This is a genomic window from Mucilaginibacter robiniae (genome assembly GCF_012849215.1).
In the GTDB taxonomy this organism is placed as follows: domain Bacteria; phylum Bacteroidota; class Bacteroidia; order Sphingobacteriales; family Sphingobacteriaceae; genus Mucilaginibacter; species Mucilaginibacter robiniae.
In genome coordinates, this window is sequence record NZ_CP051682.1 from 2,963,152 (window position 1) to 2,977,196 (window position 14,045).

13 protein-coding genes are annotated in these 14,045 nt (G+C 44.0%); 4 read left to right on the top strand and 9 right to left on the bottom strand.

Annotation, left to right across the window (positions count from 1 at the left end):
• Positions 1 to 20 precede the first annotated feature (20 nt).
• The gene (locus HH214_RS13155; protein WP_169608333.1) at positions 21 to 776 is read left to right on the top strand and encodes an RDD family protein; all 756 of its coding nucleotides are present in this window, start codon (positions 21 to 23) and stop codon (positions 774 to 776) included.
• On the opposite strand, the gene HH214_RS13160 is transcribed toward HH214_RS13155, so the two are convergent.
• Both HH214_RS13160 and HH214_RS13165 read right to left on the bottom strand, forming a co-directional pair.
• A complete protein-coding gene (locus HH214_RS13160; RefSeq protein WP_169608335.1) occupies positions 766 to 1,155 on the bottom strand; it encodes a DUF2752 domain-containing protein in 390 nt (129 codons plus the stop codon). The genes HH214_RS13155 and HH214_RS13160 overlap by 11 nt on opposite strands.
• The gene (locus HH214_RS13165) at positions 1,155 to 1,469 is read right to left on the bottom strand and encodes a CD225/dispanin family protein (RefSeq protein WP_211166225.1); all 315 of its coding nucleotides are present in this window, start codon (positions 1,467 to 1,469) and stop codon (positions 1,155 to 1,157) included. The genes HH214_RS13160 and HH214_RS13165 overlap by 1 nt, the downstream gene beginning before the upstream one ends.
• Positions 1,470 to 1,567: 98 nt before the next feature.
• Here HH214_RS13165 and HH214_RS13170 point away from each other — a divergent pair, with 98 nt between their 5' ends.
• Positions 1,568 to 2,998, top strand: coding sequence for an L-serine ammonia-lyase (locus HH214_RS13170; protein WP_169608336.1), 1,431 nt, complete (start codon positions 1,568 to 1,570; stop codon positions 2,996 to 2,998).
• A 128-nt stretch (positions 2,999 to 3,126) separates the two neighbouring features.
• On the opposite strand, the gene HH214_RS13175 is transcribed toward HH214_RS13170, so the two are convergent.
• Positions 3,127 to 3,408 (bottom strand): ATP-dependent Clp protease adaptor ClpS, encoded by a 282-nt coding sequence (locus HH214_RS13175; protein ID WP_169608338.1) that lies wholly within the window; start codon positions 3,406 to 3,408, stop codon positions 3,127 to 3,129.
• A 130-nt stretch (positions 3,409 to 3,538) separates the two neighbouring features.
• On the opposite strand from HH214_RS13175, the gene HH214_RS21970 reads away from it, so the two are divergent.
• Positions 3,539 to 4,423, top strand: coding sequence for a hypothetical protein (locus HH214_RS21970; RefSeq protein WP_211166226.1), 885 nt, complete (start codon positions 3,539 to 3,541; stop codon positions 4,421 to 4,423).
• A gap of 64 nt (positions 4,424 to 4,487) precedes the next feature.
• On the opposite strand, the gene HH214_RS13185 is transcribed toward HH214_RS21970, so the two are convergent.
• The 5 genes from HH214_RS13185 to HH214_RS13205 all read right to left on the bottom strand — a co-directional run bounded on the left by HH214_RS13185 (position 4,488) and on the right by HH214_RS13205 (position 9,088).
• Positions 4,488 to 5,339 (bottom strand): UDP-2,3-diacylglucosamine diphosphatase, encoded by an 852-nt coding sequence (locus HH214_RS13185; protein WP_169608340.1) that lies wholly within the window; start codon positions 5,337 to 5,339, stop codon positions 4,488 to 4,490.
• 265 nt (positions 5,340 to 5,604) lie between these two features.
• Positions 5,605 to 6,129, bottom strand: coding sequence for a DinB family protein (locus tag HH214_RS13190; protein ID WP_169608342.1), 525 nt, complete (start codon positions 6,127 to 6,129; stop codon positions 5,605 to 5,607).
• Entirely contained in the window at positions 6,126 to 6,821 is a 696-nt protein-coding gene (locus tag HH214_RS13195; protein ID WP_169608344.1) for a YjjG family noncanonical pyrimidine nucleotidase, read from the bottom strand. The genes HH214_RS13190 and HH214_RS13195 overlap by 4 nt, the downstream gene beginning before the upstream one ends.
• Positions 6,822 to 7,041: 220 nt before the next feature.
• Entirely contained in the window at positions 7,042 to 7,794 is a 753-nt protein-coding gene (locus tag HH214_RS13200) for a glycosyltransferase family 2 protein (protein ID WP_169608346.1), read from the bottom strand.
• A complete protein-coding gene (locus tag HH214_RS13205) occupies positions 7,787 to 9,088 on the bottom strand; it encodes a glycosyltransferase (RefSeq protein WP_248282095.1) in 1,302 nt (433 codons plus the stop codon). Before HH214_RS13205 ends, HH214_RS13200 begins: the two co-directional genes overlap by 8 nt.
• 48 nt (positions 9,089 to 9,136) lie before the next feature.
• On the opposite strand from HH214_RS13205, the gene HH214_RS13210 reads away from it, so the two are divergent.
• A complete protein-coding gene (locus tag HH214_RS13210; protein WP_169608348.1) occupies positions 9,137 to 12,328 on the top strand; it encodes a S41 family peptidase in 3,192 nt (1,063 codons plus the stop codon).
• Between the two features lie 93 nt (positions 12,329 to 12,421).
• On the opposite strand, the gene HH214_RS13215 is transcribed toward HH214_RS13210, so the two are convergent.
• A complete protein-coding gene (locus tag HH214_RS13215; RefSeq protein WP_169608350.1) occupies positions 12,422 to 14,026 on the bottom strand; it encodes an FAD-dependent monooxygenase in 1,605 nt (534 codons plus the stop codon).
• Between the last annotated feature and the right edge of the window lie 19 nt (positions 14,027 to 14,045).

Consider the following 14,045-nt stretch of genomic DNA (forward strand, 5'->3'; position numbering starts at 1 on the left):
AGGCTTATATATTTGTTAACATGCAAACCATCACGATAAATACTTCACAAAATATAGCGATTGATTACGAAATGGCCGGGATAGGCGAACGTATACTAGCCCGGTTAATTGACTACGGTATTTTTATAGCTATTTTAATTTTAGGCGTAATTATTACTTTATCAACCAGCCGTGTAGTCAGTAATGCAGCCATCGGGTTTGTATTTCTTGTTTACTTTGGTCTTTATATCTTCTACGATTTGGTTTGCGAAATATTTATGAACGGCCAGAGTGTAGGCAAACGGCTCATGAAAATTAAAGTAGTAAGCCTGGATGGTGCTCAGCCAACTATCGGGCAATACTTGTTACGCTGGCTTTTTCGAGTTGTTGATTTTGGTATAGGCGGCGGAATGGTAGCCCTGATAGCCGCCGCCGTATCTGATAAGCACCAGCGCATTGGTGATTTAGTAGCCGGAACCACACTTATCAAAACCTCACCCCGCACCACGATGGAGCATGTAGCTCACCTGCCCGTTACCGATTTGAATTATGAACCGGTGTTTACGCAGGCTGTACAGCTTATTGATAAAGAGGTGGCGTTAATTCATGAAGTAATTGGTACCTACATGCAAACCGGAAACCAGGATGTAGTTTACCAGATGGCTGCACGCATTAAGGAACACTTGGGTATTACCTTAACCCAAATGCAACAGATGGATGATTTACAATTTCTGCAAACTATAGTAAAAGATTATAACCATATGGTAGCTGCTAATGATGCTACGCTTAATGCTTAAATGGGTAATACGGTAAGTTACGTATAATCCAGAACGTAACCGCAATAATGCCGGTTATGATAGGCGTAGCCGGATGATAAATAACCGACCAGCGGTAATCTTTTTGTTTAATAAAGCCCGCCAGCCGATAACCAAAATGAATGGCTAAAAACGGCAGACTCATTACCAGCAACAAGTTCTGGTGTAAGGCTCCTATAATATCTAAGTGAAGTAAACAGTTAACCGCCCGCTGCGAGCCGCAGCCTGGGCAATCTAAACCAGTAAGGTAATGAAACGGGCATTTTGGAAAAAAGCTATACTTTGCCGGATTGAACCGATAGTACACATACAACAACATACCCAACACAGGTACTGCAAAATATAGCTTTTTAGATTTCATTACTGTCCGTACGAAGTGCGGTAAGGGCTTTGCATCATGTTTTTACCTACAGTAAAAATAAAAATAGCATAAAGTACAATAACGGCTATGCCAATCCCAAAGCCAATTTTTGTCCATTTACCGGCTTGTTGTGATGCTCTTAAGGCGCCTTCGTAATCACCACTGTCAAATCTGCTGTTTACACTGGCTGCATTAACAATGCCGGCAATACCAAAAGGCAAGCAGCAAAAAATAGTTACTAAAATTGATTCTACCAGCCAGTTTTTAGGACGTGGCATAGGTGGTTGTGAAAAAGGTTGTTGAAATGGTTCCATGTGTTTGGTTTTAAATTGCTTAACTGGCTCAAATTATTCATATAATTTTACTTTTCAAATAGCCTTGCAAAGCTTGCTATGTAATAACTTTGTAACAGATGCAAAAAGAGCAAATTTCAGTATTCGATATATTTAAGATAGGCGTTGGTCCGTCCAGTTCACACACTTTAGGTCCTTGGCGGGCAGCACAGCAGTTTGTGCAAGTACTGGAGCAAAACGGTGGATTAAGCCAGGTCGTACAAATTAAAATATTACTTTATGGCTCACTGGCTAAAACAGGTAAAGGCCATGGTACCGATGTTGCTATTTTGCTAGGCTTAAGCGGGCATGATCCCGTTACTTTCGAGGTGGAGCAGCTTAACACCCGTATTGAAGAAATTAAAACTACTCACCAGTTATTGTTAGGTGGTCAGCATCGAATCAGCTTTTTTAGTGAAGATGATTTGCTGTTTTTATTTACGCAGAGTTTGCCTTATCACCCCAATGCCGTAACCTTTCAGGCTTTTTTAAGTACCGGAAAGGCAGTGTCTGAAACTTATTACTCGATAGGTGGTGGCTTTGTGGTGCGCGAGGGCGGGCCGCAAAATGGCGGCTTAGCTGAAGTGGATCTGCCATTCCCGATTGATACTGCTGCCGAATTATTGCACTGGTGTCGCAAAACCGGGCTTAAAATATCGGAAGTGGTTATGGAAAATGAGCTGGCTTGGCGTTCAGAAGGTGAAACGCGCCAGGGTATGCTGCAAATTTTCAAAGTGATTAAAGAATGTATTTACCGAGGCTGCCATGCCAAAGGCTTTTTGCCTGGCGGCTTGAATGTAGCCCGACGTGCTGCTGCTTTAAACCGCAGACTTACCGGCGACCGGCCTTATCAAAGTTTTGATGAATGGGTGAATGTGATTCGCCAAACCGGGCAAGGCTTCCAGAATATATTGGATTGGGTAAGCTGCTTTGCACTCGCCGTAAATGAAGAAAATGCATCGTTTGGCCGTGTAGTTACGGCACCAACCAATGGCGCTGCTGGGGTTATACCGGCTGTACTGATGTATTTTATTGTGTTTTGCGATGGCTACCGTGAAGATCGTATTATTCAATTGTTACTTACAGCTTCTGAAATTGGTAGTATTTTCAAAAAAGGAGCTACCATATCAGCTGCTATGGGTGGTTGTCAGGCTGAAATTGGGGTATCCTCTGCTATGGCGGCTGCGGCTTTAACAGAATGTTTGGGCGGTTCGCAACGGCAGGTACTCATGGCTGCCGAAATTGCTATGGAACACCACCTCGGCCTTACCTGCGACCCTATAGGCGGCTTAGTACAGGTACCTTGCATCGAAAGGAATACCATGGGGGCTATCAAAGCCATTACAGCAGCCCAACTGGCTTTGCAAAGTAATCCCGATCAGGCTAAGGTAAGTTTAGATGCTGTCGTGAAAACCATGTGGCAAACCGCACTGGATATGAACTCCAAGTATAAAGAAACCTCAGATGGCGGATTGGCTATCAATATTCCCATCAGTTTACCCGAATGCTAAAAGGATATATTATAAATCGCCATTGCGAGCTATAACGTGACCATCTCTGTATAAATAACAGGAACAAGTACATGCCTATGTAGAAATGGCTTCGTAGCTTGCGATGGATAGCTTAAAGATAAGCGGTTTTAATCAACCGAAACGGTTAAGCCTTCTTGCTGTAATATTTTCCGGTAAACTTCCATTTCGGTGAATGAACCTTCCAACACGGCGCATTTACCTTCGTTGTGCACCTTCCAGGCAATTTTTTCAGATTGCGATTCTGAGTAATCCAGATATTTCATCATGCAATGAATTACATGATCGAATGTGTTTACATCGTCATTCCACAATATCAGACGGTGCATTTCTTTCAGGCTCGCCAGTATCTCGTCAAGCGTAAGCGTTTCTTCCTGTACTTCGGTCGGCATAAAAATATTATCACGGCAAAGTTACTTAAAAGCCATAATAAAACGGGATAAATGCAGTTTAATTTTGCAAATTAAGCAGGCGTTTCTGCCTAGTAGAAGGCTTACGGATCAAAAAAGTATTACAGAAATTATGTTAAAAGTTGCTCTTCGTTCCGGCTTGTTAGGGCTGGCTGCATTAGGTGTAATAGGTACTGCAAAAGCACAATCGGCATCAGGTATCGGTAAACTGAACAGGCCACCTGCTCAGATAATAATTGATGGTAACCTCAAAGACTGGGGCGATAGTTTACGATATTACAACGAAGACAAAAAACTATACTATACCTTAGCCAACGACCAAGAGAACTTATACTTAGCTATCCGCTTTAATGATCGTACCGAGCAGGAACGTATTGTGCGGGCTGGCCTTACTTTGGGCATTAATACCAAAGGGAAGAAGAAAGATACGTACAGCGTTACTTTCCCCGTAGCTGATGCAAACAATGCGGAAGACATGAAAAAACGTGTGAGCGAAATGCAAGACCAAATGGACAATGGCCCTGGTCCCGCTGATCGGGAAGAGATGCGTCGTGCCCGGTTAACTAAGCTCCGAAATATAAAGGTTACTGGTTTTAAAGATGTAGAGAATGATATGATTACCACTTCCAACACCTACGGTTTCAAAACCGCGCTGGATTATGATGCCGACGGGAACCTGGTGTATGAAGCTGCTATCCCGTTAAAGTTTTTTGATGCTGCTGATTTAGCGAGTAGCGAATGGGCCTTTAATATTAAAATTAATGGCGTGACCCGGCCTTCAAACGGACTAGATGGCGGCGGTATGGGTCCTGAAGGTGGAATGGGCAGAGGCGGCATGAGTGGTGGCCGTGGAGGTATGGGCGGCGGCATGGGGCGCGGCGGTATGGGAGGCGGTCGTGGTGGTATGGGCAGAGGTGGCATGAATGCCGGTATTGACCATAGTGTGCTTTCTAAATCGGAAGATTTCTGGACGAAATATTATCTATCCAAGCAATAACTCGTTATAAAATTATAATTAACAGCCTTTGTAGTTATTGAGTAATTATAAAGGCTGTTTGCTATTATTGTACTTTCTGCTTGAATTGTTCCAGCAGATGGTTTACATCCAGCTTGGCTTCTAGATCTTCATCGTCGGTATGATCTTCATCAGCGATTGTAGTAAACTCAGTCGGATTATACTGGTAAATACGCCAATTTCCATTTACATATTCCAATGCAGTTAAACTTTCCACCCAATCGCCTGAGTTAAGATAGAGTACCGAGGAAGTTTTATGTTGTGCCTGAATGTGCCGTATTTCGGCATGGTGGATGTGGCCGCAAATTACGTAATCATACTTCTTATCTACCGCCAAGTCGGCAGCGGTTTGTTCAAAGTGGTTGATAAACTTTACAGCCTCTTTAACGCGGCCTTTTATCCGTTGAGAAAAGCTCATTTTAGAGCGACCCAGTGCTGTGAGACACCAGTTGACCATGCTATTTAAAATAATCAGCGTATCGTAGCCAATGGCTCCTAATTTGGCCAGCCATTTGGAATGCTGCATGGTAACGTCAAATACATCCCCGTGAAATATCCACGCTTTCTTACCATCAACATTTAACAGCAGTTTGTTCAGCAACTGAAACTTACCCAGTTTGAGGTCGGTAAACTTGCGGAGCATTTCATCATGGTTGCCGGTGAGGTAATAAACCGGAACACCATCGGTTACGAACTTAAGCAACCTGCGCACCACTTTCATGTGCGATTCGGGCCAGTAAGATTTACTGAACTGCCAGATGTCAATAATATCGCCGTTCAGGATTACTTTTTTCGGGCGAATGCTTTTTAGATAGTTCAGCAGCTCTTTAGCGTGGCAACCATAAGTGCCCAGATGCACATCTGAAATAACCAGAATATCAATTTCGCGCTTAGCCATAAGGGTAACTCACAAACGTTAAGTGTTATTACCACCTGCGTTCAGTATGGCTACGAGGTATAAAGCAAACAGAACCTGACCGTTAGTTACTCGTCGTCTTCGTCATCTTGTACGCTCAGCTCATAAGGGCTTACGTAAAAAGCAGCCAGTAATAGCAGCAATCCGGTAACAATCAGATAAGGGTACTCAACGTTCATGGTAATAACAGGATAAAAGTCAGGTATTTAAATTACTTCTACGTTAAGACTACGTTAAAGTTAAAAGGTTACTCCTGTTTTAAACTTTTTTCTATCCTGTCTAATTGTTTAATGTGGTGCTCGGTATGGATGCGCAAAAACTTAAGCCATTGCCGGGCATCCAGCATCCCCAAGCCAGGGTGACTAATTTTTACATCCTGAGGGGCATTGTGCAACATGGGCATAATGCTATCCACCCGTTTGCGCAGGCGCACAATCAGGTTCCGGGCTTCTTCTTTCGAAATTTTCTGGGTAAGATTTGCTATAGCAGCGGGGGCTTTACGCTTCCCCGGCGGAAATCGGTTTAATAGAAATACCAGTTTTCCTTTCCAGTTTAAGCCTTTACGGGTATGCACCCCAGTTTTCAGGCAGCACTTTTCTGCTGCAATGGTTGAACCCAAATCAGCCTGTAAAATATGTGAGTACACTTCAGCCAACGACCATCCACCTATGGGCGGAGTTTCCGTAAACTGTTCTTCGGTAACTTCATCCAGTCGGCTGCGGTAATTGTCTAGCGCAATTTTAATGGCTTTGTATTCGTCGGCTAAATTCATAGCAATCGGGTTAACTCGTCTAAACTGTGTATCTGCATTGGTACATCGGCCGGTTTGGGTACTTGCAACGGGTTGAAATAAATGGCATCTATGCCAAAATTTAAAGCACCGTATATATCAGCCTCCAGACTATCGCCTATCATTAAGCTTTCTTCTTTCGCAGCTCCGGCCAAGTTCAGGGCATGTTCAAATATCGCTTTATCCGGTTTGTTTACACCTACTATTTCCGAAATAATAATATGTTGAAAATAGCGTGCCAATCCTGTGCCGCTTACTTTACGTTCGGTTGATTCACGAAAGCCGTTCGAGATCAGGTGCAACGTGTATTTACTTTGCAAGTAACTCAAGGTTTCATGTGCATGCGGAAACAGGTTGGTTTTAGTAGGGCAGAGCTGTACGTAAGCATCTTCAAAACCTGCCGGAATAGCATCTGGATGCAAGCCTAGATCAGTAAATGTTTTATTAAACCGCAACAACCGCAACGTTTCCTTACTAATTTTTCCTAAATGGTACTCGGCCCATAGCTGATGGTTATTGCGGGTGTAAGTTTCAATAAACTGTTGAGGCGAGCTTAAGCCTAACGCCTCCAGTTGGTGCAATATATATAACTCCTGTAAAGCTTCTTCGGCGTTGCGGTCAAAATCCCAAATGGTATGGTCAAGGTCGAAGAAGATGTGGGTATACTGTTTCATTTAAAGATTGTTGTAATTGTCTGAATCAGAATTTACAGAATGGTTTGAATTTTCAGAATGAATGGCCGTTTTATCAATAATATATAATTGACCACCGTTGCCTGCGTCCTCACAGACAACTAGTTGCTGGTTACTATATACTGTTGCCTGTGAGGACACAGACAACGGCGTAAATTCAAAGTCGTTCATTCTGCTAATTCACCAATCCTGTAAATTCTGATTAATCATTGGTTCTCCGGTGCAGCAACCAGTACCAGCCTAAATTAAAAGCAATTACCGCATGGTTGAAGAGGGTTGGTAGCAGCCCATAATGCTGGCGCATAATAGCAAAACGTTCCAGCAAGCTTTGGCGATGTTTCTTTTTCGACATGCCGCCTACCAGATATTTGGCGACGTAGGCATGCACGTTCACAATTTTGCGGGCTTGTTTTGCGGCTTGCAATATCCAATCAATATCTGCACTTAAAGCATATTGCCGGTTATATGGCTGCGTTAACGCCCGACGAATGTAGATAGCCTGATGGCTAATGCTCATGCCGTATTTAAAACTGCGCCAGGTAAATTGTTGGGGTGCTTGGTGGCGGCGTTGACCTAAGCTATTGCCATTGGCATCTATCATTTCTGTTTCGCCATAGTAAATATCAGCGTTGAGTTCGGTGGCAAAAACGCGGGCTACCGTGTCAGTGGCATAAAACTCATCGCCCGAGTTCATGAAAATCACATAATCGCCGGTAGCTAAAGCCAAACCTTTGTTCATGGCATCATAAATACCTGCATCCTTTTCGCTGATAAACTGACTAAAAACTATTTGATAACGGTACAATACATCCAGCGTACCATCGGTTGATTGGCCATCCACCACAATGTATTCTATATTGTCATATGTTTGGTGAATAACCGATTTTACCGTACGCTCAATATCCTGAACGTTGTTGTACACTACTGTAATCACACTTAACCGAGGCTTAAACATGCGGGCCTCCTGTAATAGGTTGTCCGTGTTGCTGCAATACTTGTTGATATAAACCGATATGCTTTTCGGCAATCAGGTTTTCGGCATATTTATTCATGACCGCCTCGCGGGCTTGTTGTTGTAAGGCTGGTTGGTCGGTATGGTTAATGATCCATTCCATACCATCAGCAAAGCTTTTTGAAGATCGATATTCAGCCAGATAACCATTTTGCTGATGTTGCACCATGTCGGGTATGCCCCCGGTGGTAAAAGCCACAACAGGCGTGCCGCAAGCCAGGCTTTCCATTACAGTATATGGCAAATTATCTTCCAACGATGGAATTAAAAAAGCATCGGCAGCAGCGTAGCATAAAGCCAGTTTTTCATCATTACTGATGGTACCTAAAAAGCTGGTTTTAATAGCAAAATCAGGTATGTCTTTAGCATCGCGGTTGCCAAATACTACCAGCTCTACATCGGTCGCTTTTACACCCAGCTTTTCTTTAAGCAGCTCCAAGCTTTCCAGCAGATAGCTGGTGCCCTTATGCAAATCCTTGCGCGAGGGCATAAAGCCGGTCAGAAAAATGAATTTATCTTCAGGTAGTCCTAAATTCTTCTTAGCGGCTGCTTTGTCTGAAGGTTTAAAAACGTCCGTTTCCAGCGTGTTCGGTATTTGCAAAACAGGTTTGTCTTTCATCAGGCTGCTCAGCAATACCGAACTTAGCATCCAGGCACTAGGCGCTACAATGTTAAAATTTAATTGCTGATAGGCTTCATGCTTTTGTTCCCAAATTTGGTGAGAGGCATCGTCAGCATCAGCTTTTTTAAGCAGTGGGCAATAGCCGCACTGGCGCACAAAGTGGTCGCAGGTGTAACGTACGTGGCAGCCGCCGGTAAAAGCATTGCTGTCATGAAAAGTCCACACAATGGGTTTGTTCAGCTTTTTAAGCTCCGTTAAATGTGCCGGGTTTAAAAAACTATGGTTTACCCAATGCAGGTGTACCACATCAGCCGCTTTTACATCAGGGTGGTGTATTACCGAGCGCCCGAACCAGGTAAATGAAAAAGGCGTGCGTTTCATGGGCTTAAGCAAGCGCTTAGCCAATATGCGCTCAAACACAATGGTGGCAGCGGTATAGGTTTTTTGCAGCAGCGTATTGTTAAAGGTGCCTATAAGCGGATTTTTACCAAATTTATAGTGCACAATCACCTTAGAATTAATATTTTGGTCGGACAATGCTTTGCTAAGACGTAAGCAGGCACGGCCTGCACCTCCGTTACCATCATACGTGTTTAAATGCACTATTTTCAGCATGTTTCAAAAATACATATATTCAGGCACACCCCTAATTAAATCCTTAACATGAAAAAACGCTACTTGTTATTTCTAGCTGCCCTATGCTCGGCCTATACGGTAAAGGCCCAAAGCCAGGAAGTTTACTTTACTTCTTATCCTACATTAACGCCCGATGGCAATACGGTGATCTTCAGTTATGAAGGTGATTTGTGGAAAGCCGATGTGAACAGTCAGGCTGCGGTACGCTTAACCGCTATGCAGGGGCAGGAAACCAACCCGCGGGTATCGCCCGACGGGCAATGGCTGGCTTTTTCATCCAACCAGTTTGGTAATAATGATGTTTATGTAATGCCTTTAGCTGGTGGTGCTATCAAACAATTAACCTACCATGAAGCCAGTGATGAAGTGGACTCCTGGAGCTGGGATTCAAAAACTGTTTATTTTACCTCAAGCCGGTACAACCGTTTCGGTGCTTATAGTGTAAGCCGTACTGGGGGTACGCCGCTGCGTTTGTTTGGTAATTACTTTAATACCATACATGACGTGGTAGAGCATCCACAAACCGGCGAGTTGTTTTTCAGTAACACGTGGGAAAGCTACAACTTTTCGCAACGTAAGCATTACAAAGGCGATTACAATCCGGACATACAATCTTACAACCCTAAAACCAAAGCTTACAAACAATACACCAACTGGATAGGTAAAGATTTTTGGACTACGGTTGATGGTAAAGGCAATATCTACTTTGTATCTGACGAAAACAATGAAGAGTATAACCTGTACACTTTCATCAATGGTAAAAAAACGCCTTTAACGCATTTTAATTCTTCTATCAAGCGACCTTTTGTAAGTGCCAGCGGCAACCGGGTGGTATTTGAAAAAGATTACCAGTTATATGTGTATGATGTAGCCTCGAAGCAAACCCGTAAGCTGAATTTTTCATTGTTCCGTAATGATGTATTGCCTAAAGCGCAGGAGTTTGATATTGCCGGGCATATTGAAGCGATGGATGCCTCGCCAGATGGCAAGAAAATAGCTTTCGTATCGCGTGGTGAATTGTTCGTGAGCGATATTGAAGGTAAATTTATTGAACATATTGAGCGCAGTAATAGCGAGCGGGTTACGGAAGTGAAATGGCTGCCGGATAACCGCGGATTGATATTTAGCCAGACGTTAGATGGTTATGTAAATTGGTACACCATTGCTGCTGATGGTAGCGGTAAAGAAAAGCAAATTACCAGCGATAAGCGAAGCAACCGAAAACTGGAAGTAAATAAAGCCCATACCCAAGGTGTTTACTTAAGCGGGCGCGATGAAGTGCGGACAATTGACCTGAAAACGTTAGCCAGTAAAACGATTGTTAAAGATGAAATATGGGGCTTTGAAGATTCACAGCCGTATTTTTCACCGAATGGCGAATATGTGCTTTACACAGCTCACCGCAATTTTGAGCAGGATGTTTTTGTGTATAACATTAACACTGGTAAAACTACCAACCTAACCAATACAGGAGTTACGGAAGCCGAACCGTTTTGGTCGCCTGATGGAAAGTACATTTACTTTGCTTCATCGCGCACAAAACCTGAATATCCGTTGGGTGCTGGTGATGAGCACATTTACCGGGTAGCGCTGCAAAAGCTGGATGAAGATTTTAAACTGAACAAGTTCCGCGATTTGTTTAAGGAAGAAAAGAAAGAGGAGACACCAACCACGCCAGCCAACAACAATAAGAAAAAACCGGAAGCACCAGCCAAGCCTGTGTCCGAGCGCCCAGTACCTAAAGCGCCGGCCAGCATTGCTATTGATACCGATGAGCTAATGAAAAGGCTGGAGCAAATCAGTCCGTGGTTTGGTCAGCAGGGTTCGCCTTATGTGATACAAAAAGGCGCTAAAACTATGGTGTACTACTTGTCTAACCATGCCGAAGGTCGTCCTGCTGTTTACCGTACTACCATTGAGCCTTTCGAGAAAAATAAAACCGAGAAAGTAGCTGGTGCCGATGTTCGGGATTTTGCCATCGTACCTAGTGGCGACCGCTACTACATGCTGGCCAATGGTAATATTTATAAGCTGAGCCTCGACCAAAACAAGGTAGATAAACTGGATGCCAGCTACACGTTCGACCGTAACCTGGCTGGTGAGTTTTCACAAATATTTGATGAAGCTTGGGCTGTGTTAGATGAAAACTATTACGACCCCAACTTTCACCATGTAGATTGGGCGGCCATGCACGACCGTTATAAAGCTTTTTTACCTTACGTAACCAATCGTGCCGACTTGCGCCTGCTGTTGAATGATATGCTGGGTGAACTAAATTCATCGCATCAAGGCTTTAACTCTATAGGTACTGAGGAGCGTACCAATTTACGCTACCGCACTATGGAAACTGGTATCGTGTTTAGCAATGAGCATCCTTACACCGTAGCTGAAGTGTTAAAACGCAGCCATGCCGATTACAAAAACGTAGCGGTACAACCTGGCGATAGACTTACTGCCGTAAACGGTATGACTGTAAACGAGCAGCAAGACCGTAATGCTTACTTTACCAAACCATCGTTAGATGATGAACTGGAACTGACTTTTGAGCGTGCCGGTAAACCTGTTACCGTGAAAGTGCATCCGGAAACTTCGGCAGAGTTTAAAGATAACTTGTATGATGAATGGATTGATAATAACCGCCACCAGGTAAACCAGAAAAGCAACAGCCGCATAGCTTATGCCTGCATGAAAGATATGAGTGGCGGTGCTTTAACTAGCTTTCTGGAAGATATGGTAGATGATGCTTACCAAAAAGATGCATTAATATTGGATTTGCGCTACAATACCGGCGGTAATGTGCATGATGCGGTGCTGAACTTTTTGTCGCAAAAGCCTTATCTGCAGTGGCAGTATCGTGGCGGGCAACGTACGCAGCAGCCTAACTTTGCTCCGGCAGCTAAACCGATCATCTTGCTGATTAATGAGCAAACCTTAAGTGATGGTGAAATGACCGCCACTGGCTTTAAGGCCCTGAACTTGGGTAAAGTCATCGGTACAGAAACTTACCGTTGGATTATCTTTACCAGCGCCCACGGTTTGGTAGATGGCTCAAGCGTGCGCCTGCCGGCCTGGGGCTGTTTCACGTTGGATGGTAAAGACATTGAGCATGAGGGTGTAAAACCGGACATCTATGTAAAAACCGGCTTTGTGGATAGGCTGAATAACCAAGACCCGCAGTTGGATAGAGCTGTTGCTGAAATTATGAAACAGTTAAAGTAAGCAGCGTGACGCTAATACGCTAACCTAACAACAAGAGCCGCACTCATCAGTGCGGCTTTTGTTGTTTATGGTAAAACGGCTAAACGCCTGTAACTAGCTTTTTAGGCTAACCAAGCCGACTACATTACGCAGGTAGTTGTCTAATATCTCAACATCTAAGGTATCTGATAACAGGCCGATGTACAAATCGGGTCTTACAATAACAGCCTTAGCTTGACCTGGGCTTATTTCGAAAGCATTAAACGCTTGTTGATTTTTAACCGAGGGCGACAGGTGATGATAGTGCAGTCTATCCGGATAGTTTTGTGTAAGCCATTGGGTAAGGTTGAGCATTGGTTGTTCCTGTACCTGGCCTAGGGTAATTAAGGTAAAACCGGGCGTATTGCACCAGGCATGCAAATCAGTTTCCTGCTGGTTCTTGTCATCATAAATGGTAAAGTAAGGCAAACGATCGCCAGCCTTAATATCTTGCAAATGGCTGAGGTGTAAGCTAAGCGGACTATGTACATAGCTGATGCCGGTTTGTGATATCTGCTTAAAAAAAGTAAAACGTAGCTTGGGGCTTTTCCATGCTCGTTTTAATAGTAGTGGGAGTATCCATCTTTTAAATACGCGAGCCCACCAATGGCGAGACATCACGAGTGTAAAAGCCCGATCAGTTGTTTTAAGCAGTTGTTCGGCTATAGGCATTCGTTCTGCTTGGTAGCTGCTGAGTATGGTAGAGGGTAATTGCTTCCGGATAACGCCGGCTAGCTTCCAGGCCAAGTTATAAGCATCCTGCAAGCCGGTGTTCATGCCTTGCCCACCTACCGGCGAATGAATGTGCGCGGCATCGCCAATCAAAAAACAGCGCCCTTGCTGAAACTCATCGGCCATGCGGTGGTGCAGGCGGTAAGTTGTAAACCAGTTTACCTGTTGTACTTGCAATGGCTTTCTGGTAATTCGTTGTATTCGGGGCAGTACATCATTTAAGGCTAAATCAACCTTCTGGGCTAATTGATCTGGCAGGTTGCCTAAAACACGGTAAGCTCCGGCTTCCGGCATCGGGAAAAATGCAGTAAATCCTCTGCTTGATAAATATAGGTTTACAAAGTCATCAACCTCATCCAGCACTACATCGGCCAGGTAAAATTGGTGGGTATAAGTATCGCCGGTAAAAGGTATTTGTAATTGCTTTCTTACGGTACTATGTGCGCCATCAGCGCCAATAAGCCAGTTGCAGGTAAGGTGATATTCTTCTTCTGCCAGCTTTAAAGTGGCGCTTACTACACCGGTACCTTGTTGTAAAGTAGTAAGCGTAGTGTTCCAGTAAACCGGGCAGTTGTTTTGCGTAAGATAATCAACCAACGCACGTTCATTCTTGTGCTGCTGATAAATGTGAATGAATGGATAAGGCGTATAGCCCTCACCAATATCATGCAGCGGAAACGTGGCTTTAGGTTTGCCACCTACATTAAAATGCAAACCCTGCGCAGGCTTTCCGTTAGGAATTACGGCATCTGCAATACCCAATTGCCGGTAAATTTCCAATGAACGGGCTTGCACTGCCAACGCTTTAGAGTGCTGGGTAGGGCCAGGCCGATTATCAATAATAATGGGTTGTATGCCGTAGCGTAAAAGCTGGGCTGCCATCATCAGGCCGGATGGGCCAGCACCTACAATGAGCACCGGAGCAGGGCCTTGTAAAGCGGGTTTCATAAGCGTGTATCTTTACTAT